The 21,582-nt window shown below is 53.2% G+C and carries 22 protein-coding genes; 10 read left to right on the top strand and 12 right to left on the bottom strand.

Annotated features, from left to right (window positions below):
* Nucleotide 1: 1 nt before the first annotated feature.
* A complete protein-coding gene (locus BM040_RS10280; protein WP_092100813.1) occupies nt 2-460 on the top strand; it encodes a hypothetical protein in 459 nt (152 codons plus the stop codon).
* 544 nt (nt 461-1,004) lie between these two features.
* Here BM040_RS10280 and BM040_RS10275 read toward each other — a convergent pair.
* From BM040_RS10275 to BM040_RS10265, 3 genes are all read right to left on the bottom strand, one after another.
* Nucleotides 1,005-2,054, bottom strand: coding sequence for a glutathione synthetase (locus BM040_RS10275; protein WP_092100810.1), 1,050 nt, complete (start codon nt 2,052-2,054; stop codon nt 1,005-1,007).
* A 38-nt stretch (nt 2,055-2,092) separates the two neighbouring features.
* The gene (locus tag BM040_RS10270) at nt 2,093-3,931 is read right to left on the bottom strand and encodes a peptidase MATCAP family protein (RefSeq protein ID WP_092100808.1); all 1,839 of its coding nucleotides are present in this window, start codon (nt 3,929-3,931) and stop codon (nt 2,093-2,095) included.
* Between the two features lie 94 nt (nt 3,932-4,025).
* On the bottom strand, nt 4,026-4,832 hold the full coding sequence (locus BM040_RS10265) for an N-formylglutamate amidohydrolase (RefSeq protein WP_092100807.1): 807 nt from the start codon (nt 4,830-4,832) through the stop codon (nt 4,026-4,028).
* Nucleotides 4,833-5,071: 239 nt separating this feature from the next.
* On the opposite strand from BM040_RS10265, the gene BM040_RS21715 reads away from it, so the two are divergent.
* From BM040_RS21715 to BM040_RS10250, 3 genes are all read left to right on the top strand, one after another.
* On the top strand, nt 5,072-5,248 hold the full coding sequence (locus BM040_RS21715) for a hypothetical protein (protein WP_175491034.1): 177 nt from the start codon (nt 5,072-5,074) through the stop codon (nt 5,246-5,248).
* A gap of 356 nt (nt 5,249-5,604) precedes the next feature.
* Nucleotides 5,605-6,327 carry a head GIN domain-containing protein gene (locus BM040_RS10255; RefSeq protein ID WP_092100802.1) on the top strand — a complete coding sequence of 241 codons (723 nt, stop codon included), beginning with the start codon at nt 5,605-5,607 and terminating at the stop codon, nt 6,325-6,327.
* A gap of 116 nt (nt 6,328-6,443) precedes the next feature.
* Nucleotides 6,444-6,710, top strand: coding sequence for a hypothetical protein (locus tag BM040_RS10250; RefSeq protein ID WP_092100801.1), 267 nt, complete (start codon nt 6,444-6,446; stop codon nt 6,708-6,710).
* Nucleotides 6,711-6,789: 79 nt separating this feature from the next.
* Here the strand turns inward: BM040_RS10250 and bla are convergent, their stop codons facing one another.
* From bla to recF, 8 genes are all read right to left on the bottom strand, one after another.
* Nucleotides 6,790-7,512, bottom strand: a complete 723-nt coding sequence (bla, locus tag BM040_RS10245) for a subclass B1 metallo-beta-lactamase (protein WP_092100799.1) — start codon at nt 7,510-7,512, stop codon at nt 6,790-6,792.
* A 12-nt stretch (nt 7,513-7,524) separates the two neighbouring features.
* Complete coding sequence (locus tag BM040_RS10240) at nt 7,525-8,907, bottom strand: M28 family metallopeptidase (RefSeq protein WP_092100797.1); 1,383 nt, start codon at nt 8,905-8,907, stop codon at nt 7,525-7,527.
* Nucleotides 8,908-9,000: 93 nt separating this feature from the next.
* Nucleotides 9,001-9,558: an acyl-CoA thioesterase gene (locus BM040_RS10235; RefSeq protein ID WP_092100795.1), complete on the bottom strand. Its 558-nt coding sequence runs from the start codon at nt 9,556-9,558 to the stop codon at nt 9,001-9,003.
* A 62-nt stretch (nt 9,559-9,620) separates the two neighbouring features.
* Entirely contained in the window at nt 9,621-10,922 is a 1,302-nt protein-coding gene (locus tag BM040_RS10230) for a T9SS type A sorting domain-containing protein (protein ID WP_092100793.1), read from the bottom strand.
* Nucleotides 10,923-10,975: 53 nt separating this feature from the next.
* Nucleotides 10,976-12,439, bottom strand: coding sequence for a formylglycine-generating enzyme family protein (locus tag BM040_RS10225; protein ID WP_092100790.1), 1,464 nt, complete (start codon nt 12,437-12,439; stop codon nt 10,976-10,978).
* A gap of 284 nt (nt 12,440-12,723) precedes the next feature.
* On the bottom strand, nt 12,724-13,047 hold the full coding sequence (locus tag BM040_RS10220) for a DciA family protein (protein WP_092100787.1): 324 nt from the start codon (nt 13,045-13,047) through the stop codon (nt 12,724-12,726).
* 63 nt (nt 13,048-13,110) lie between these two features.
* Nucleotides 13,111-13,476: a hypothetical protein gene (locus BM040_RS10215; protein WP_092100784.1), complete on the bottom strand. Its 366-nt coding sequence runs from the start codon at nt 13,474-13,476 to the stop codon at nt 13,111-13,113.
* 23 nt (nt 13,477-13,499) lie between these two features.
* On the bottom strand, nt 13,500-14,606 hold the full coding sequence (recF, locus tag BM040_RS10210) for a DNA replication/repair protein RecF (protein ID WP_092100782.1): 1,107 nt from the start codon (nt 14,604-14,606) through the stop codon (nt 13,500-13,502).
* A 130-nt stretch (nt 14,607-14,736) separates the two neighbouring features.
* Between recF and pdhA the strand changes: the two genes are divergently transcribed.
* From pdhA to ribH, 3 genes are all read left to right on the top strand, one after another.
* A complete protein-coding gene (gene pdhA, locus BM040_RS10205; RefSeq protein WP_092100780.1) occupies nt 14,737-15,783 on the top strand; it encodes a pyruvate dehydrogenase (acetyl-transferring) E1 component subunit alpha in 1,047 nt (348 codons plus the stop codon).
* Nucleotides 15,784-15,902: 119 nt separating this feature from the next.
* Nucleotides 15,903-16,622, top strand: coding sequence for a tetratricopeptide repeat protein (locus BM040_RS10200; RefSeq protein WP_092100778.1), 720 nt, complete (start codon nt 15,903-15,905; stop codon nt 16,620-16,622).
* Between the two features lie 197 nt (nt 16,623-16,819).
* Nucleotides 16,820-17,296, top strand: coding sequence for a 6,7-dimethyl-8-ribityllumazine synthase (ribH, locus tag BM040_RS10195; protein ID WP_092100777.1), 477 nt, complete (start codon nt 16,820-16,822; stop codon nt 17,294-17,296).
* 666 nt (nt 17,297-17,962) lie between these two features.
* On the opposite strand, the gene BM040_RS10190 is transcribed toward ribH, so the two are convergent.
* Complete coding sequence (locus tag BM040_RS10190) at nt 17,963-18,559, bottom strand: DUF3575 domain-containing protein (protein ID WP_092100776.1); 597 nt, start codon at nt 18,557-18,559, stop codon at nt 17,963-17,965.
* 332 nt (nt 18,560-18,891) lie between these two features.
* On the opposite strand from BM040_RS10190, the gene BM040_RS10185 reads away from it, so the two are divergent.
* From BM040_RS10185 to BM040_RS10175, 3 genes are all read left to right on the top strand, one after another.
* Nucleotides 18,892-19,281: a TraR/DksA family transcriptional regulator gene (locus BM040_RS10185; RefSeq protein ID WP_092100775.1), complete on the top strand. Its 390-nt coding sequence runs from the start codon at nt 18,892-18,894 to the stop codon at nt 19,279-19,281.
* Between the two features lie 13 nt (nt 19,282-19,294).
* Complete coding sequence (gene scpB / locus BM040_RS10180) at nt 19,295-19,858, top strand: SMC-Scp complex subunit ScpB (RefSeq protein WP_092100773.1); 564 nt, start codon at nt 19,295-19,297, stop codon at nt 19,856-19,858.
* A 104-nt stretch (nt 19,859-19,962) separates the two neighbouring features.
* Nucleotides 19,963-21,582, top strand: coding sequence for a pseudouridine synthase (locus tag BM040_RS10175; RefSeq protein ID WP_092100772.1), 1,620 nt, complete (start codon nt 19,963-19,965; stop codon nt 21,580-21,582).

Genomic DNA, 21,582 nt, shown 5'->3' with positions numbered 1-21,582 from the left:
TATGACGCGGTATCTGCTATACTTTCTCACGGGCGTTGCCATGGCAACGGTTATACTTTTTTTCAGGGGCTATGTATCGGCTCAGCACAATGTTTACTCCGATACGGCTCTGCTGGCGGGGGTGACGCTATTTGGGGTGGCCTCCTGGATTACGTTGTTCCGGATTAAGGTGGGCACGCTGTTGGCCCTGCTGTGCTCGCTGGCCATGGTGCCGTGGCTGGTGCGCGTGGGTATGCGGGTGTGGGCCGCCGGCGCTGAGGTGCCCCAGGTGCTGCAGATCCTGCATATCCTGTTGGCGGTGCTGGTGCTCTTCTCGCTAGTGGTGAGCAGCCGCTATACTTTCAGCAAGGGCTCCTGGCGCTCGGGCACGGCGGCGCCGGGCGTGGTGCTGAAGCTGGTGCTGGCCGTTCTGCCGCTGGCTGTGCTGGCAGGCTGGCTGCTGGTGCAGGGCGAAGTATAGCAGTATAAAGTATAAAATGAGAAAAGCCCCGCCATTTAATGACGGGGCTTTCTCTCACCTTAAAACAAACTAAACTAATCTAAACTTTATCTAACCTTATCTTTTGTGTACAAACGTCTCTTTAAGTGGAGGCTCTGCTATTAATGTTTGCTGCCTCTTGAATTGATGTTGCGGCATCAAAAATTTTTAGAAAAAAAATCGCAACAAGGCTTGTATGGTAAGTATATGTTATACTATATTAGCCCTCCGGTAAAGTACCCCTCTCAATTCGGGTGCAAAATTACCCCTTAATTTCTTCTTTCAAAAGGAAAATCAGAAAAGATTTTTCCAAATTCGCTATTCTCTCCTCTTAATCCCAATAAGTGTCTAAAGCACAGTTATTTATAGTTTGGAGGCGCTTCCAATAAAATAAGAAGCGGCACAAGCTAAAGGATGCTCTGGTTAAATAACGTTATAACATGGGCTGAAGTATGCATGCCTGTGTCCGGAAAATAAAAAAGCAGGAGTTGCCTCCTGCTTTTAAAGTATAGCACCTGTAGGTGCGCTAGATCATCGCCACGGTCTTGTTGCTTATCTGGGTATCGTAGGTTTTCTTGTAGTGCACCTTTCGCTCCAGGGCCGCTATAATCGGCTCTGAGAAGTCCACCCCTTCCAGTTCGCTGGCATTCACCAGGCCGCCGGGGCTAAACACGTTTATCTCCATCAGCTTGTCGCCCACTATGTCGAGCCCCACCAGAAACATCCCGTCCTGTATCAGCTTGGGCCTTACGAGCTCCACCAGGTCCAGCATGGGTTGGGTGATCTTGGCTGCCCGCGAGGAACCACCGGCGTGTATGTTGCTGCGGATATCGTCCTTGCCCGTAACGCGGTGAATGGCGCAGTACTTTCCTTTGTACTGCAGCGCCTCCCCGTTCACTACAATCAGGCGCACATCGCCTTCCACGGCCTGGGGCAGGTACTCCTGGGCAATCACGTAGCCGTCGCGGCTGATGGCTTCCACAATCTGGTTCAGGTTGGTGGTGTCGTTCTTCTTCACGAGGAACACGCCCGAGCCGCCGGAGCCCTGCAGCGGCTTGAGGATGATGTTGTTCTTCTGCGCCTCAAAAAACTCCCGTATCTCGTTCTTGTCGCGGGTGATGAGCGTGTGCGGCCGCACCTCCTCCGGAAAGTGCTGAAAGTACATCTTGTTCACCGCGTCGGAGAGTTTGGTCGGGTCGTTGAGCACGATGACGCCGTGGCGCAGGGCCAGCTGCCCGAAAATGATGCCGGCGCTCTGGGCCCAGGCGCGCCCTTCTCCTTCCGAAGAGGGGTCGTTGCGGAGCATGAGCACATCCAGCTCCGGAGCCGTGACGCGTACTTTCCGGGCTTTCTCGCCCTGGATGGCCTCCAGGTACGTGGCCGGCGATTTATACTTGTGGTTTGGGTCGGCGTGCACGGCCTCGGCGCCCATGTAGCCGTCGGGGTAGTAGGCCAGGTCGCCTACGCCCATCAGGTATACCTGGTGTCCTTTGTTGTGCATGCGCTGCGCCAGGAAAATGGTGGAGTACTGCGGCTTCTCCGTCTCTATGTTGTTTACTACAAATCCTATTGTCATGTGGGTGATAATGAATGTTGATTGAACTGGTCGGAAGATTACAGTAGGTTAAATACTGAAATGCCGGCTTTTAGTTGTTCGAGCTTGGGTTGGAGCTGCGGGTCGAGGAGGTAGCGCGGCCGCAGGGGCATGGGGCGCAGCACCCGGCGGTAGATGAGCTCCTGCACGATGGGGATGTAGTCCTGCCGGATTTTGCCGATAAGCAGTGGCTCCAGCTCGTTTCCAGCCTTCAGGTACGCGAGCAGGTGCACCAGGCCGCGCAGGTAGACTGCATCCTTGGTGAGGCCGCCGCCGCGGTGCACGCGCATGGCCACGTTCCAGGCCGCTTCGTCGTCAAAATGGTACTCCTCCTTCAGCCGCCGGAAGTTGTCGGTAAAGCTGCAGCCTTTGGTCAGGTGGTACACAGCCACCACGCGCGCTGCAAGGGTGCGCATCCGGGCTTGGTCCAGGCCACCTACCAGCCACTCGCTTAGCACGGCCAGCCCCTCCTGCAGCTCCTCATAGCCGGGACTACCCACGTAGAGCTGCTGCAGCGGCTGCGCTTTGCCGTTAAAGTAGGTCAGGACGTGAGTACCTATTTCGTGCTGGATCAGGGCCTGGGCGCGGTGGCGCGGAATTTTGGCGTCGGTGCCCACGTTAAGCCTGCCCTTGGATACAATAAGCCCCACCACGTCGTCCCGCACATCCACGCCGGAGTCCAGTGCCGGGTACTGCTCCCGCAGAAAAGCGATCTCCTGCTCGGCCTGCGCCACAAACTCCGGTACAGGCATAAACTCAGTTTTTATACTTTGTTCGGGCGCGGGCACGGCGGCCAGAATCCCTTCGGCTACTTTCAGTAGTTGGTCGTCCACGGTGCCGTAGAGCTGCATGCTGCTGTAGAGGAAGTCAGGCGTATTGCGGTCCGAGAGCATGGTGATCATCTTGTCGAGCTCGTGGCGCTTGTCGCGGAAGAGGTAGCCCAGGGTAGGGTCATCCACCTTCTCGATGGGGATGTTGTAGAGCTTGCGCTTGAGCTGGTCGGCATCGATGGGCATGAGGCGGTAATGGAAGGTGGGCGCCTTGCTATACTTTGCTTTCCTGAACTCTTCCCAGGCCTCGTTGTTGTTAACCGGCGTCACCAGCAGCAGGAACCGGAACTGGTCGCTTATACTTGCCAGCTGCCGGTCGATGCGCCACGCTACCCGGTTAACTGCCTGCCGCCCCAGCGCCTGAAAATGCACCGGCTTGTGGGTAGTTTGCACGCTCACGAAGTTGAACACGGTTTTCATGAGGGCGTTGGTCAGTTTCTGGCGCAGCGCGCGCAGCAGCAGTGGGTATACGGTTCCGTCGGCGTTTTTGTAGATGGGCTTCAGCTGCAGCCCCAACATCAGGATACTGTATTTCTTCAGCTGTTCCTCGGGCAGCAGGCAGTGCGGCTCCTGCAGTAGCGGCGCGTTACTGGCAACCTCCACAGAAGTGGGTATGCCGGTCAGCTTTATACTTTGCAGCTCTTGCTCCAGGGTTTGGGTGGTGGTAGGCAGCTGCTCCTCCGGCCCCAGTACCTTAAAGAGCGGCGCATCCGGGGTAGGAGCAGCCATCAACTCTATGACCATAAAAGCACCGAACTTGCCAGCCATGGCCTGCGCTATACTTTGCACCAGCGGCCGTAGCTCCTCGGTGCGTTCCTCGTGGGAGATAATGTAGGAGGCAAAGGCTTTGAGAAAGTTGGCCGTGGCGTGGTCGGGCTGGCCGGCAGGGTGGCGGAAAAGTATAAGGAAGGGCAGGGGCCGGTCGATGTACAGCAGCCCACCCTCGGGCAGGCGGCGGTGCACCTGCTTGCCCCGCTTCAGGCTACGGGTTGTTTTCTTAATGAAATCTCCAGTTATACTTTCAATCATTCTTTTCTAGGTGGATAGACAGTTCGACAAAAGACTTTTACAGCCTATCCTGATGCCTTACATGTCTTTTGTCAACTGGTCCTTTGTCAAAAAACTACACCTGGCATACCTGCGCCAGTGCCTCCAGCACGGGGCGGGTGCTTTGCTGCAGCGCCTGCCGTATCTCCTGCACCTGCGCCTGGTCGGGCTCGCCAGTCCACTCGTCCATAAAGAACTTCTTGAACTCGATGCTCATCACGCACACCCTGTCGCCGAAGGTGTCATGTATCCAGCGCATAAAGTGGCCCCCCTCAAACTTGACGTTTTCGCGCACATCCAGCATGCGGCCGCGGTAATTGTAGTTGCCCAGGCTGTGCATGAGCGCCTCCACCACCGGTGCCCACTTCTCCCGGTTCATGTTGCCGGTGCCGATGTTCACCTCCGGGTTGCTTTCAGGGTCGGCGGCGGGGCCGGAGGGGCCTTCGCGGCGGTGGTTGTACGTATGGAGATCGTAGATGACGAGGCAGCCGTGCTCGCTCAGCAGTTCGCCCAGCATCTGCTTTACATCCTCATAAAATTTATCGTAGCGCATCATCGACTCCTGCGCCAACTCCTCGGGCAGCGCCTCCTTCCAGACCTGCAGGCCCCAGGCATCTTCGGGCTTGCGGTAAATGGCCTTCTCGGGCGAGCGGTTCAGGTCCAGCTCAAAGCGGGAGTAATGGCCCACAATCTGGTTATCCGTAATATCCACCCACTCGCCTGTAAAAGGGTCCTCCTCGCGCAGCCGTTCTGCAGGGGTAAGGTTGAACAGGGGCCGCAGGTTGTGGCGCACCTCGTGCCCGTTGTGGATGGCGGTGGCTACCAGGGGGCTGTCGCCGCGGGTAATGCTATAATATACCGTGTCTACTTTGGTCTGTGTCATGGCGTATTTTACCCTTTCCGTTGGTTGAAGGTTATGCGGTGAGCCGGTAGCACGATTTAACTTGATAGCATTTTTTTGTGTCCATGTAAGGCACATTAACACCTGCTTTTAGCTGTTTTGTATCTTTTTAAAAGCACTGCAAGTATGTGCAAACATTATTTGCTTTTCGGGTTAAATTTTTGGTAACTTATTGAAAGATAATAAAGTATAGGTATTGTATAATATTCTATCTTTTGCCTATGACGAAGCTTTACAAATCCATCCTGTTTGCTTGCGGCACTTTCTTGCTGGGCCTGTTGATGTACTGTCTGCGGCACGATACGGCAGCTATAGAAGCAGGGCGCCTGCTGCCCCTGGTGCTCCTGTACCTTATCGGACTGCTTGCCGGCCTGCTGCTGAAACCTGCTATAGAATAAGCACCGTACCTTTGCGGGCGGCTGTCCCTTATTTTGGGCATGTGTCTCTCAGAGCGCCCCATTGCTAAACCCTGCAGTGCTACTACCTGGTAGTGACCCCATACTTGCTGTCACTCCCGCCTTGGCAGCTACTATCGTTTCAAGAGCTGCCTTTGCTGCCCAAGCCTTGTACTTCCAACCCATACATTTGGCAACCAACTTTCTGCTTTGGGTAAGTAAGGAGCTGGAAAAGACGTTGGTAGAGCGTATGTTTGAAAAAAGTTTTTCCTGCAAGCAACCTTCTTCGAAAAATCACATCTTTAGGTAAACGTAACATACTTCATCATCTTAATCTACTAACGCTTAAAGTCGGTACTATGGAAAATTTTAATCTGAAAAAAGTGGTTTTGGGGCTGATGTGCTTCTCGCTACTGCTGCTGGGCGCCAACGTAAACGCGCAAAGCCTGCGGGGCAGCGGAGAGATAAAGTCTCAGAACAGAAATGTTTCTAACATAAAAGGCATACAGGTGAGTGGCGGCTTTGTGGTGGAACTCACGCAGGGCAACAACGAGGGCGTACGCCTGGAGGCACAGAAAAACCTGCTCGACAACATCAAAACCGAGGTGCGTAACGGCGTCCTGCACATCTACAACGACAAAGGCGTCAGCACGAGCAAGAGTATGAAGGCCTATGTTACGCTGAAGAGCCTGGAAAGTATAAGTATTAGCGGCGGGGTGAAAGTGGTGGGCAATTCCAGCTTTAAATCGCCGGGGCTGAAGCTGGAAATGAGCGGCGGCTCTAACCTGAAGCTAACCATTGCCACCGACCAGATTAAGGGCAACCTAAGCGGCGCCAGCAAGGTGGAGTTGCTGGGCAAAGCCGGCGATGTGAACATGCAGCTGTCGGGAGCCTCTAAGCTGGAGGCCTCGGAGTTGGAGGCGCAGCAGGTGCAGGTAAATGCCAGCGGCGCCAGCAACGTAAAGGTGTTTGCCAAAGAAGGGCTGGACATCAATGCCTCGGGGGCATCGTCGGTGTACTATAAAGGCTCGCCGTCTATAACTTCTGACGTAACATCCGCAGCCCGGGTAGGCAAACTATAAGCGCAGAGAATACAACTGCTTATATAAAAAAATCAGCCCTGCCTCGGGGTTGATTTTTTTATACCCATACTTGCCGGTGCCGTATAGTTTAACCACAACCATAAACCTGACAAGCCATGAGTGAAGCTAAGAAAACAACGAATCACGAAGAGATAAAGAAGTGGGCTGAGAAACACGGCGGTGTGCCCAGCATCATCAAGGGCACCGAGAACGATGGCAGCGGCGAAGGCGTGCTGCGCATTCACTTCCCGAAGAAAAGCGACGACAACTCAAGCTTTGAGGAGATCAGCTGGGAGGACTTCTTTAAGGAGTTTGACGATAACAAACTTGCCCTGCTCCACGATCCTAACGGCAACTTTAACAAGCTGGTGAACAGGGATTAAGTATAACCGAACAGATAAAGTATAAAAGCGAGAGGCCGGAGCTATTTGCCCCGGCCTCTCGCTTTTATACTTTACATGGCTACTGTTTTTGCAGTAGCTCCAGTGTATGGCTCAGCAAGGCCTTGTCGCCCCAGGGACCGTGGCTGGGTACTACCGTTTTTGCTTTGGGGTAGCGCTGCTGCAGGTTTCGGATGGCAAAGGGCCAGCTTTTCAGGTCTGCGTCGGCGATGTTGCCCAGCGTAGTTGTCTGCAGGTCTTTTACCAGGCAGCCGCCGAACAGGATTTTCTGCTGCGGCAAGTATACCACCACGTTATCTGCTGTGTGTCCGCCGCCGGGGAAGTATACTTCAAACTGCTGTCCACCGATGGTAAACGTCGTGTCTGTGGCGAAAGTAACGTCCGGAGTGCCTTTGCCATTCTCAGTGGCAAGTATGGCTGTAAGCGCAGAAGTAACCACCGGGATGCCCTGCTGCTGCACCGCTTTCATGCCGCCTATCTTATCGTCGTGCCAGTGGGTGGGCAGGCATACTTTTACCGGCTGCTTCAGGTTGGTTTTTACCCAGGCCAGCAGCTGCTCGGTGGGCTCGTTGCCCCAGCCGGTATCCACCAGCACCGCACCCTCTTTGGTAGCAACCACCAGCCCATGCGAGGGGACCAGCGCGCCCTGATACGTGCTGTAGGAAGTATGCACCCATACGTTAGGTGCTAGCTTGGTGACCTTTATCTCCTGCTGTTGCGCCTGTAAAGTATAAACAGGAACCAGGAAGAGCAGGCAAAGTATAAAGTGCAGTAATCGCTTCATGTTGAGGTATACTTAGCGTACCGGCACCGGAAACACAGGCAGGCTTTCGTGGCCTTCGGCGTCTACGGCTTGCACGGCAAAAAAGTAGTTGTCCTTGGAGTAGGGCAGCGTTACGTTCGTATCCTTCACAAAAAATTTCTTCTCCCACACCGGGCTGCTGGTTTCGCGCATCAGCACATAGTAGCCCGCTGGGCGCTCTCCTTTGGCTGGTGCTTCCCACTGCAGGTCGGTTTTGTTTGTCAGGTTTTTGATGTTGACGCCCACGTTAGCTGGCGCATACGGTGCCCAGGCCAGGTTGGCCAACGAGGCCAGGTTGAGGGCGGTATTCTTGCGCATGTACTCATAGTCGATAAACTCGGGCAAATCGCCGTACTGGATGCCGTTCTCCACGCGCACATCCTGGTGCTGGTGGCGGTAGTTCTCGTTCATCTCGCACACACGTATGGCCGGAAAACCATTCTGGCTGAACGGGGTGTGGTCGCCGCCACGCAGGAAGCGGTCGTTGCGGTATACCAGTTTCACTTCGAGTTGGTCTACGTAGCGTTCACCGATCTCCTTCATGTAGCGGGCCAGCTGGCGGCTCTCGCTGTCGTTTTCACGGTTGGTGGCGCGGCGCATGCGGGCCTGCTCTTCGGTCTCGACAGCCGGGATACCTTCGCTGAAAATACGTACCTGCATGTTGTTGCGCAGTTCTGTCTCGTCGGAAGAGGAGTTGCCGATCATGTCGTTGTTGAGCATGGCAATCAGGTTCCAGTTCTGAGCCTTGGCCTTCTCAGCTAGGTGGCGGGCACCCAGTAACCCTTGTTCCTCGCCGGTGACGGCCACAAAAATGATCGTAGCCGGAAATTGGCGCGAGGCCATGATGCGGGCCAGCTCCATCACGGCGGCTACCCCGGAGCCATCGTCGTTTGCGCCAGGGGCTTTGCCTTTGGCATCCATGATGTCGGTATTGCGCGAGTCGAGGTGCCCGCTGATGATGAGCACGCGGTCGTCGTTGGGGTCAGTGCCTTTCAGGGTCGCCATTACGTTGGCCAGCTCCACATCCTGCGGAATGCGCTGTCCGTTTGCCTTCACGTTATACTTATCCAACTCCACGGTCATGCGCCCGCCCGAGGCTTGGGCATACTTCTCGAATTCAGCTTTCACCCATTCACGGGCAGCGCCAACGCCTTTTTTCTTGTCTTTCAGGGTGCTCAGCGAGTGGCGGGTGTCAAACGAGGCCAGTTTGCGTACCAGTGCCTCCAGGTTAGCGGCAGAGATTTCCTCCACCATTTTTTTGATTTCCGCATCCTGGCGAACAATGGTCTGGGCTTTGCCGGTTGGTAAGTTGGCGAAGTATAAGCCAACCATCAGCACCACGGCCAGCAGGGATTTAAGGGTAGATTTTGTAAGCATGTATCTGTTGTAAAGTATAATCAAAGATACAAGGTACAAAGGATATGGGAATAATGGGAAGCATGGCTACTGCTCGTCACCGGACACACCGGGCTAAAACGCCACTTTGCAGCGTTCTTTCTGCAGCAGGTGCAGCTCTTTCTCTACCTGGAGTATAGTCTTGGAGGTGGCAAGTTCTGCCTGGTAACGTTGTGAGAGTTCACGCCGCTTGATAGCTTCCAGAAAACGGCGGCCGTCTTCGCGAGTCTCCAGGATCAGGCCGGGGACCGGAGTGGGTTTGTCGTCCTCGCCTTTGGCTACCATGGTGAAGTATGAGGTGTTTGTATGTTTTATTTTGCCTGTTTTCACGTTCTCCGCTATCACCCGTATGCCCACCATCAGCGAAGTGTTGCCCACATAGTTTACCGAGGCCTTCAGCGATACCAACTCACCTACTTCCACGGGCTGCAGAAAATGTACCCCCTCCACTGTAACAGTTACGCAGTAGTTGCCTGCATGCTTGGCAGCGCAGGCGTAAGCCGCCTTGTCCATCAGGGAGAGAAGTATACCACCGTGTATTTTGCCGCCAAAATTGGCGTAGCTCGGGATCATGAGCTCGGTAAGGGTGGTGCGGGAGTAGGAAACAGGGCGGAAGTGCAGGGTATCGGTCATAGAACAAAGTATAGTCTAACAAGAATATACGGAGAGGCTACCGCCCTGAGATACAAAAATCCTTAAGGCGCCTTCATTACCTTGATAATAGACGGAGGCTGACCTGCCTGAAAAACGTGCAGGAAGTATAAACCAGAGGGAAGATGGCGCAGGTCCAGCTCAGTTCTGTTGGTGAACTGCTTTTGCAGCAGCAGGCGGGCATCGGCGCTGTAGAGCTGCAACGAAGCCGGTTGTGCTACGTCGGGTGCCTGCACGGTCAGGTAGTCATCAGCCGGGATGGGCCATGCCGCGGCAGTTCTCCGGCTAAAGTCCGCACCAGCTGTAGCCACTGTTTTGGAGAAAGTGGCTGTGCTGTCAGTATCCACCTGCCTGAGCCTGTAGTAGGAGGTGCCGGTGTGGGTGTTGTTATCGAGAAAAGTATAGCGGCGGGTAACCACCGAGTTGCCGGCCCCTTCCACAAACGCTAGCCGCTGCCATGCCTTGATTGTGTTGTCGCTGCGCCACACTTCGAAGCCGGCGTTTTCCTGTTCCGAGGCGGTCGTCCAGCGCAGCTCCACCTGCTCGTTGTTGAGGCGGTGAGCGCTGAAGAAGGCAAGTTCCACGGGTAGGGGAGTAGCTTCAGGGATAAATACGCTCGCATAATGGCCACCCCCCATGCCTCCCTTAAACAGCACCAGGTCTTCCTGCACCCCGTCCAGCGACTGGCTCCTGGAAGTATAAATCGCCCATCCATCGCCCTGCCCGCCCTGGTACAACGATAGTGGTAGCACTTCGCCCTGCAAGGTCTGGTCCTTGGAGGATGCCATTGCCCAGCCATCGGAAGCTCCCCCTAAAAACAGGGTGGGGGTATAGGCGTTGCCATCCAGTGCTTTTTCCGCGGCCAATGTAGCCTGCCCCCACCCATCACCAGTTCCGCCTTTGTACAGCGTCAGGTCCAGGGTGCTTCCGTCTAGCGTTAAAACCCTGGCCTCGTCAGCGGCTGCGCCGTCGGCTATTCCTCCCTGGAAGATCGGGATGCTGCTTGTCTCGCCGGATAAGGTTACGGCCTTGTCTTTGGCCGCAGAAGTATAACCATCAGATAACCCTCCATGGTAAAGCGTTTGGGGTACTGCTTGGCCGGAAAGGGTGGCAGGCGTTTGTTGTTGTGCGGCGCTGCTCCCGTGGCCGTTGCCCCCCTGGTAAATAGGCAGCGAAAAGGGAGATCCGGCTAAGGTAAGCGGAGCAGTTGTTTGTGCAGACGCGGAACCTCCGCCTTCGCCGCCTGTAAATACCGGCCCACCCTGCGCTATACTTTGTGCCGATGTTGCAACACAAAGTATAGAACAGGAAAGTAGGGTCACTATAAATAAAGACAGGAAACGCACCTTTGGCAGGAGGTTTAAGGATGACAGGCAAGTATAAACGCAGCCTTTTTTACTTAGGGAGCCGTACGCACGGCCCGGAAGCCGAAATCGTGGCGGCGGATATTGTAGTTGTATGTCGCCCAGAACCGGTCGGAGGTACGAAGCTCGGCGGCTGGCGTAAACCAGGATCCTCCCCGGAATCCGGCGCCTGTTGCGGCTGTCACTTCGTTGATAGCGCCTAAGGCGCCCGGCCAGTTGGCTACCGTGGCATTGCCATCGCCGCTCAACTCTCCGTCGCCGTGCCTGCCGTCAAAGGGGTGCACTGCTGTAAAACCTACACTTACAACGCGCTCCCACACGTTGCCGCTCAGGTCCATGATGCCCCAGTAGGAGGCTCCGGCTTTCTCGCGGTCGGAGGTGGCGGTGGCAAACATACCCACGCGCACTGGGCCTAAAAGTCCGGTATTGCCGTAGTTGGCGTTAGCGCCTTCTGTGTTGCTGCCTTCAGCGGGAGTGCCATCGTTTGCTACGGCTGTCACGTTTGTGATGTAGTCGCCATTGCCCCAGGCATACTCTCCGCCAACGGCATCCATGTTGCCGCGGGCGGCCTTTTCAAACTCCAGTTCCGTCATGGGGCGTAGGCCGGCCCAGTCGGCATAGGCGGCACCATCCATCCAGCTCAAAAAACTACAGGCGCGGTTTGGGGCCTGTGTAGTGGCATCCCCGCCGCCAGCTGTCCAGCTAACAGTATTGCGGTTTGCCACTGCGCCAGTAGTTTTGATACTGCGGGTAATTTTCTGCGGGGTGGTCAGGGTGTTAAAGAAATCCACCCACTGCTCCTCTGAGATTTCATACTTCATACAGTAAAAGGCCTGGAAGCCCTTTGGAAATGAAGCCGGAACAGAAAAAGTGGCGCCATTAGCCAGGGTAGTATAAGAGGTAGCCGTGTAGTAATATCCGTTAGAGGCGGTGTTCGTGACTGAGATAGCTGCCTCGCTAGTTATATCCCACGGGCGGGTGTCCCCCGAGCCCTTCTTGAAAGCACCGCGGGAAGTTCCGAAATCCCCGGCATAAAAAGCCCCCTGCGGCACGTACACCATTTCGATGGCAAACACTTTCACGGTTACCAGGGCGCCGTCTGTGAGGCCGCTGGCGGCGTAGTCCCATTTCAGGCCTACATCCGTAAGCGAGAAGGTACCCGAGCCAGGGCCGGCGCGATAGATGAAGGCGCCCATGCCATCGGCAGGTGCGTCTACCGTGGAGCCGGTGGGGGCGGTGTGGCCGCTCGGCTTTAGTTTGGCGTGGTACCACTGCTGGCTGCCGCTGGGCTGATACTTTACAAATACCCAGGCCGCATCCCAGTTCTGCTGCCCTACAGACAGGCGCCAGGAGTTGTCCCAGCTGATGTTGAAGTTAATGGTGGTGGTTTTTTCGGTGGGGTTCTGGTTGCTCAGTGCAACATTGCTTACCCGGATGTTGTTTGCAGAAGCTGAAAAACAAACAGAAAAGCTGAAAAATAAAAGTAAAAACCGGTACATGAGCTAAAAGCTTATTGCTGAAATCGGTGCAAAAGTATAGCAATCAGCTCACATAACACAGGTAAAATATTGTAGTACAATTAAATAATTATACTATATTGTTTTCACTATATATTATAAATACTAATAGTGCAAGCCTTGAAAGATTAGTGCCTTTGTATATGTGTTTAGCCGTCAGCTGTTTAGTGAAAGATGATTTTGAAATGTCTGGAGGAGAGTATAATTGCGCTAACCTGAAAGCGATAACATCGCCTATGCATAAAGTAAGTAAAGGAGTACAATTTTTACAGGAACACAATGTCCTTCACCACGTTGCTGCCTGCCTCCGTGTTCAGAATTTCCACCACCTTGCTCTTCGACATGTTGAGCTCGTGCTTGAGCGGGGCGGAGGTAAGCTTTACGAACAGTTTGCCGTCTTTAAAGTATAACTGCTGCGTTTTCAGGGCGATGGGCTTGCCCATGATCTTTTCCCAGTTCTGCACCAACTGCACCTCGCTCAGTTTGCCGTCCAGCCGGTACGCCTGCATCAGTGCCTTCAGGCTCTCTCCAATCGGTTGGATGTCAGCCTTGCGTTTGTCAATCGCCTCTTTCTTCTTGTAGTAGCGCATGTTTTTAATTTTGAATGAGTGGGTGAGTGAATGAGTGAATAACTGAAAGGGGAGTAAGAGTTTCTATTTATCTATGATAACTGTTAGGTTAAGGATATTCTGTGACTGAAATTCTTGTTTGCCAAACTTATCTTCTTGATAGATGTTAAAACCAACTTTGTCATTAGATATTGGATTTGGAGGGTTCTCCAAAAGTTTTCCCACAAAAAGATACTCAATTTGAAAATAGTCTTGCATCTCAATTTCTTCCCACGGTTTATCTACATCTATTCCTAAATCAAAATCTTCCTGTTTAAAAGCGGTTTTGATTAGTTTGATATACTTGCTTCGGCCTGAGGGATTGATTCCTGTTGTACTATAGCTTGCATATCCTTTTTCAGTAAGTTGTTTGTCGTACTCGAAAAGCTTTGACTTGTGCTGAATCATCATTTCAACAATTTAACAACCAACAATTAAGCAATTAAACTTACTTTCCCCTCCCTTACCTCAAATCTACGGATACTTTCCGAGAGGCCTTCGAGAATTCTGTCGGTGCGCTCCAGGTGGGTGTCGGTCAGGAAGATCTGGCCGAAAGTATGGGCGGCCACCATTTGCATGAGCTTGGTGATGCGCTTCTCATCGAGGCGGTCGAAAATGTCGTCGAGCAGGAGCAGGGGCTTGTGGTGCTGCCGCTGGTCCATCACCTCGAAGTGCGCCAGCTTCAGGGCAATCACGTAGCTTTTCTGCTGCCCCTGCGAACCGAAGCTCTTCACCGGGTTGCCGTCCATCAGAAACACGAAGTCGTCCTTGTGCGGGCCGACGGTGGTGCGCTGCAGGGCCAGGTCCTTGCGCTCGGCCTGCTGCAGCCGGTAGGCAAAATCACTGCCCTCCAGCTGGCTTTTGTAGGTGAGCGTTACCTCCTCGTGGCTGTCGGAAATGTGGCGGTAGTGCTTCTGGAAAGTCGGCACGAAGTCCTGCACAAAGCGCTGCCGCGCCTGCGCCAGCTCCTCGCCCAGGGGCACCAGTTGCTCGTTCAGGATCTGCAGGTAGTCGCGGTCGTAGTAGTTGCGCTCGGCAAACTGCTTTAAAAGCGAGTTGCGCTGCTTGAGGATGTAGTTATACTGAATGAGCTGCTCCAGGTACACGTGGTCGAACTGCGACATGAGGCTGTCGAAGTACTTGCGGCGCTCCTCGCTGCCCTCCCGGATCAGGTCGGTGTCGTAAGGCGAGATAAGCACCACCGGAAAACGCCCGATGTGGTCGCTGATCTTCTCGTAGATGGCCTTGTTGCGCGTCACGGTCTTCTTCTGCCCCTGCTTCAGGCTCACCTGCACCGTTTGCTTCTCGCCTGCAATATCGAAGCGGCCCTTCACCATAAAGAAGTCCTCGCCCTGCTTTATACTTTGCACGTCGGTGCCGGGGAAGGCGCTCTTGGTCATGGAGAGGTAGTGGATGGCGTCGAGCAGGTTGGTTTTGCCGCTGCCGTTGTCGCCGATAAAGCAGTTAATATGCTCCGAAAAACTGAGGGCAGCTTCGTCGTAGTTTTTGAAAAACAGCAAACTGAGGTTTTCGAGGAGCATTAAATTTCCAATTGATATCTTTTATCCTTAATTTCGCGTGACAAACCGTTTAAGGCTTATATTTGCCCCAGTTTTAGGCTTTTAAGCAAAGTATAAACGGACATCTTTAACGTACTATAGACTATTACTCATGGCTGATACGAAAGAAAAGGCAAAAGCGAAGTCGGCAAAAGCAAAGGTACAGGCTGAGCCAAAGTTTTCAAAGGAAACATACATGTGGTGGTTTGAGAAGATGAAGCTCATGCGCCGCTTTGAGGAGAAATCCGGCCAGCTGTATGGCCAGCAGAAAATCAAAGGCTTCTGCCACCTCTACATCGGTCAGGAGGCTTGTGCGGCCGGTGCCGCCAGTGCCCTGCGTAAAGATGACAAGTGGATTACAGCCTACCGCGACCACGCACACCCACTGGCGTTGGGCACTAGCCCGAACGTGATCATGGCCGAGATGTTTGCCAAGATTACTGGTTGCTCTAAGGGCAAAGGCGGTTCGATGCACATCTTCGACAAAGAGGTGAACTTTATGGGCGGCCACGGTATTGTGGGTGGCCAGGTGCCACTTGGCGCTGGTATTGCCTTCGCCGAGAAGTATAATAATACTGGCAACGTGTGTATCACGTACATGGGCGATGGCGCCGTACGCCAGGGTGCCTTCCACGAGGCCCTGAACATGGCCATGACCTGGAAGTTGCCAGTGATCTTTGTTATCGAGAACAACGGTTACGCCATGGGTACTTCCGTGCAGCGTACGTCTAACGTAACGGAGCTTTATACTTTGGGCGAGAGCTACGACATGCCTTCTGAGCCAGTAGACGCGATGTCGGTAGAGGCTGTGCACGAAGCAGTGGCCAGAGCTGCTGAGCGCGCCCGCGCTGGCGAAGGACCAACCCTGCTCGAGTTCAGAACTTACCGCTACAAAGGCCACTCCATGTCTGACCCTGCCAAGTATAGAACCAAAGAGGAGCTGGAAGACTACAAAGGCCGCGACTCGATAGAGTCTGTGAAGGCTACTATCCTGAAAAACGGCTGGGCAACAGAAGAGGAACTGGAAGCCATTGACGACAAGGTGAAGCAGCAGGTAGCAGAGTCTGTGAAGTTTGCCGAGGAGTCTCCTTATCCAGAGCCGGAAGAACTGTACACCGACATCTACATCGAGCCGAACTATCCATTCATCATGGACTAAGGCATATTATAGACCAAAGCAGGAATTAAAAAGTATAAATTTGGTGTTTAGAAACTGAAAGTATTGATTCTAATTACTTTTAATTCATACTTTTGAAGTTATAATACATTAACACACGGATGGCAAAAGAAACAGTTAAGAACCACAGCGAATTTGAGGAGCTGGTTGAGAACCCTGATGCACTGGCGCAACGCCTATACGGCTCAGAGGACTTTGTGAAGAAAAACAAATCGAAGCTGCTGGGAGTATTCATCGCTATCGCTGCTGTTATTGTAGGCGGTTTCCTGTACTTTAACTACCGTAGCACCCAGAATGTGGAGGCGCAAAACTCCATGTTCCAGGCCGTTTACTACTTCGAAGCTGACTCGTTGAGCAAGGCGCTGAACGGAGATGGCCAGAACCCGGGCCTGCTGGAGATTGCAGACGAGTATAGCAGCACAGACGCCGGTAACCTGGCGAATTTCTATGCTGGTGTGGCACTTCTGAAGGAAGGCCAGTTTGCAGAAGCAGAGGCGCGTCTTAAAAAGTTCAAGTCTGATGATTACCTGCTGCAGTCCCGCGCTTATAACCTGACCGGCGATGCGCTGCTGGAGCAAGGCAAGCACGGCGAAGCGGCTGACATGTACAAGAAAGCTGCGAGCCACAACGCTAACGAGTTCTTCTCGCCGCAGTATCTGCTAAAAGCAGGCTTTGCGTATGAGGCTGGCAACAACTACAGCGCTGCTGTAGGGGTGTATGATCAAATCATCAAAGACTATGTAGCTTCTGCGGAAGTTACGGATGCTAAAAAGTTTAAGGCACGTGCCGAGGAACTGGCAGGTGGTAAGCAAGCAGAGTAGTAAACTTATACTTGAATAACACAAGAAGCGCTTCTGTTTAGGCAGAAGCGCTTTTTTATTGGTATTTTGGCAGCTGCAAAGTATAAAGTGCGCCGGCAGCAAGCATAAAAAGTATAAAATCGCGGATGCGCTGGTGATGACCTTTAGACTGCGAATCACGAATAACTAACATCGAGCAACGAATAACCAAAAGAAGTATGGCTACAGCATTAAAGAACCTGAGCGATTACAACCAGAATAAATTTACCGACATCTCCCAGAAAACCTTTGGCATTGTAGTGGCAGAGTGGCACGACGATATCACAAGCGTGTTATGCCAAGGCGCCGTGGATACCCTGCTGAAGCACGGGGCGAAAAAAGAGAATATCTACATCAACACGGTGCCAGGCAGCTTTGAGCTGACCTTGGGGGCACAGTTTCTGGCCTTGCAGGAGGAGATAGACGCCGTGATTTGTATCGGTGTGGTTATAAAGGGAGATACCAAGCACGACGATTACATCAACAATGCCGTAGCAAACGGGCTCACCAACGTCGCCCTGAAGTTCAACAAGCCAGTTTCGTTTGGCCTTGTCACCACCAATACCCTGGAGCAGGCCCTGGAAAGAGCCGGAGGCAAGCACGGCAACAAAGGAGTAGAAGCCGCAGCGGCTGCCATTGGCATGCTGAGCTTTTAGGTATGTATCCGGGGCTTTTTGCTAGGCGGAAGGCAAACCCCACCCCAGCCCTCCCCTAAGAACAGGAGAGGGAGTTTTTGCAGTGTCAGCTCCAACCACCCCTGGCCCCTCCTTGGCTAAGGCGGGGAGTCTGTTATTACTGTTGCTGAAGTATAAGTTGCATAGCCGGTGGTGTTGTAGAACCATCCCCCTGCCCCCTTCAAAGGGGGACTTGGGTTCTAGTTGCATTAGCAGGAGCTATCGAATCTGTTCCCAGTCCTTGGGTTGAGCGCCTTGTAGATTTCTGGTGCCCTGAAAGGGCATTGCGACCGAAGGGTAGCAAAAGAAATGTACACCGCGCGATGCCCGAGGACGAGCTCTCTCGGGCTTGAGAGCTCCAAAGCAGGAGATGAAACGAGCCGCTTGTGGGAACTAGAGGATAAACGGTAGCTAATAAGGATAGCTTGTTTCAAATAGAAGGAAGCGGTGGCTATAAAAGTATAAACTGAAGTATAAACCGACAAGCATAAAAGTATAGCCAAAGTATAAGTATGGCTCTGCGAGCCAGTCGAGGTACAAACTCAACGCTATCCCAAGGCTCAAGTATAACTTGCGCCATCAGAAAGAGCGTAGAGCAAAAGGCCCGCTTTAGCAACTAAAGCGGGCCTTTCATATAAATAGTATGGGCTAGAAACTATAACCGACCGTTAGCCCCGGCCTGAAGCGGACACCGCTGCCCACCAGGTTCAGGAAGCCAAGGTCAAAGTCATCCTTCGTTCCGGACTTCACCTTCAGGCTACCGCCGTTCACGCCTAAGCCCATAAACAGATCAACCGCAATGCCGCTGTTAAAGATCCACTGGTTACCGATAGCTACACCAGCTCCTATGGGTTTATAAGAAGCCTCGTAGGTTTTGCCTTCTTCCTCATCATCTACCGTTAGCTTATAGTCCAGGATGCGGCCGTAGCCGGCTACATAGGCACCTTTCGGGGCCTCTTTTGTTTCGGAGAGGTAGTAGCGTACCTCCGGGGTAAAGCCGTGTCCGCTAAACTTCACATCCTTGTAAGAAGCTCCGGTAGTGAACGCGCCTAGTTGGGCACTCATGTGCGGGGCAAAGGCCACTTCCACAAAACCAGAGGCCGTCAGCACGAAGGGGCTGAGCACGTTAGCCTTCAGCACAACCGTGCGGGAGGGCTCTGCCTGTGTGCGGCGCACCTGTGCAGAGGCAGAAGACAAAGCTGACACAAAAAGAATGGCAGCGAGCAGGAAAGTAAATTTCTTCATACAGTAGTCATTTTAGCAGCCCGAGGGCCGTAGCAGCGCCTCTGCAACTATCGTTCCAGAGGTGAGCGGCTGAAATTAAAGTGATTATCAATAATAAAAAAAGGTTAAATAGTTGACGTCGATAGTAAAGTATTAAGAATACTCTTATTTTTGCAGCAATTTTAGCACACCCTAGGTCTCAAAAATGGATCTTGGCTAAGATTTTGTAAGAGTTTAGCAAGTTAAACTATAACTGTGCGTCTGGTGTTATGGACGCATACGCCAAATTTAGTTTATAATTACTAACAGGGGTTAGTAGTCTAAGGGGGTAAAACTATTTCACAGTTAACGCAATGAATACAAACGAAGAAAGACAGCGCTATTCAAGAGAAGAGCTTGCTGAGTTTGAAGAGATCATCCTGGAGAAGCTAGCCAACGCTCGCAAAGAGGTAGCCTTTATCAAGGAGACCCTGAGCCGCCGTAATGACTCAGGAACTGATAACACAGCCTCTCCGTCTAAGATGCTCGAGGATGGTGCGGATACAGCGGAGAAGGAAAGCCTGAACCAGTTGGCTTCCCGCCAGATGAAGTTTATCCAGCAGCTGGAGAACGCGCTGATCAGGATTAAGAACGGCACGTACGGCGTTTGCATCGTAACGGGCAAGCTGATCCCTAAGGAAAGGCTGCGTGCGGTACCGCATACCCAGCATTCTATCGAGGCCAAGCTTCAGCGTAACGATTAGTAGCTAAATTCCTTTGGATATACTGCAACACCATATTCAGGCACTTGTTTTCTGTGCCCAGTCGCCCATCAGCATTGAGGAAATTCAACGCTGCCTGCAGGAGGCGCTGGGGATGGAAGAGGTGCTGGTAAGCGACGTGCTGGAAGCCGTGGAAGCCATAAACGAGCGGCTAAAGGAGCAGGGCTTTGCCTTTCAGATCTATGCGATCGGGGGCGGCTACCAGTTCCTGACCAAGCCCGAGTACCAGGATACGGTCAGCACTTATCTAAAACACAAGTCGAAGAAAAAATTGTCAGCGTCTGCATTGGAGACGCTGGCTATTATTGCCTATAAACAACCCATCACCAGAAGCCAGATGGAGCAGATACGCGGCGTAGGCTGCGACTATGCTGTGCAAAGGCTGCTGGAGAAAGAACTGATCGAGATAAAGGGCAAAGCCGACACCATCGGGCGCCCCGTGCTTTACGGCACCTCGCAGAAGTTCATGGACTATTTCGGAATCAACCACATCAAAGACCTTCCGCAGCTAAAAGATTTCGCCACCGAAGAAAACTCCATTGGCGAGTCAGCCGATTAGTCCTGAAAGTACAAGCATCTGTATTGAACTATAGCTTACCCAATTCCATTATTACTGCACAACCAAAGGTACAGTAGCGATACTGCATCACTAAATAAATAGCAATGGCAAAATTCAACGAAAGACCTGGCCGCGACAACGCCGGCGAAGGCAGAAGAGGAACTGACAGAAACCGTTCTGACAGACCAAATAACGACCGCGAAGGCAAGAAAATCTTTAACAGAAGAGACAAATACGAAAGATCTGGCGACGAAGGAGAAGGACGCGGAGAGCGCCGCTCGTTCGGAGACAGACAAGAAAGAAGAGATAACGACCGCAAGCCGTTCAACGCTGAGCGACGCGAAGGGGGCGAAAGACGCTCTTACGGCGACAGGAGAGAAGGCGGGGAACGCCGTTCCTTTAACGCTGACAGAAGAGAAGGAGGCGAGCGCCGCAGTTACAACTCCGACAGGCGTGAGGGCGGTGAGAGACGCAGTTTCGGCAGCGACCGGCCAAACCGGGAAGGCGGCGAGCGCAGACCGTACGGCGACAGAAGAGAGGGAGGAGAGCGCGGAGAACGCCGCTCGTTCAACTCAGACAGGCCGGAAAGACGCGACAACGACAGAAGAAGCTTTAACTCGGACAGACGCGATGACCGCCGTGGCGGTGAGCGCCGTTCCTTTAATTCTGACAGAAGAGAGGGTGGTGAACACCGTTCTTTCAACTCTGATCGTCCAAGACGCGAGGATGGCGAACGCCGCAGCTTCAACTCCGATCGCCGCGATGATCGCAGAGGCGGAGAAGAGCGTGGTGAGCGTCGCTTTAACCGCGATGGCAAGCTTTCCTTTGGCGAGAAACGCAGCTTCCGCGAAGACAGGGGCGGGCGCGAGGTACGCAGCTTTAGCTCTTCCAGAGGCCGTTCTAGCGACCGTTTCAACAGGAACGAGGAGCCGCAGCAGGCGCCAGACTATAACCTGAGCCGCTACAAGAACAACCCGCGCATTAAGAAAAGCAACCGTGAGGAAGAGGAGAACGACGGTACTATCCGCCTGAACCGCTACATCGCCAATGCAGGGGTTTGTTCCCGCCGCGAAGCGGATGTGCTTATCGAGTCAGGGGAAATCCGGGTGAACGGTGAGGTGATTACTGAGATGGGCTACAAAGTACAGCCCACCGATAATGTATACTATGGCAAAAAGCTGCTGAGCCGCGAGAAGATGGTGTACGTGCTGCTTAACAAGCCAAAGGATTTCCTGACAACTACAGACGATCCGGAAGGCCGCAAGACGGTGATGAGCCTGGTGGGCAATGCCTCCAAGGAGCGCATCTTCCCGGTTGGCCGCCTGGACCGCAACACCACCGGCCTCCTGCTGTTCACCAACGACGGAGAGGTGGCGCAGAAACTGACGCACCCATCCAACAACATCAAGAAGATCTACCAGGTAGAGCTGGACAAGCCCATCACCAAGGCTGACTTTGTGAAAGTAGCCGAAGGCGTGGAGTTGGAGGACGGCAAAGCCGAAGTGGATGACGTGGCGCTGCTGGGAGAGTCTAACAAGTTCCTGGGGCTGGAGATACACATCGGCCGTAACCGCATTGTGCGCCGTATTTTCGAGCACCTGGGCTACGAAGTAGTGTCGCTGGACCGCGTGCAGTATGCTGGCCTGACCAAAAAAGACCTGCCGCGCGGCGACTGGCGCTACCTTACCGAGAAAGAAGTGATCCAGCTAAAGTATTTCATGTAA

The organism is Pontibacter chinhatensis (assembly GCF_900113285.1).
In the GTDB taxonomy this organism is placed as follows: Bacteria; Bacteroidota; Bacteroidia; order Cytophagales; family Hymenobacteraceae; genus Pontibacter; species Pontibacter chinhatensis.
The sequence above is the reverse complement of the archived record's forward strand: the minus strand, read 5'-3'. Positions and strand labels throughout refer to the sequence as shown.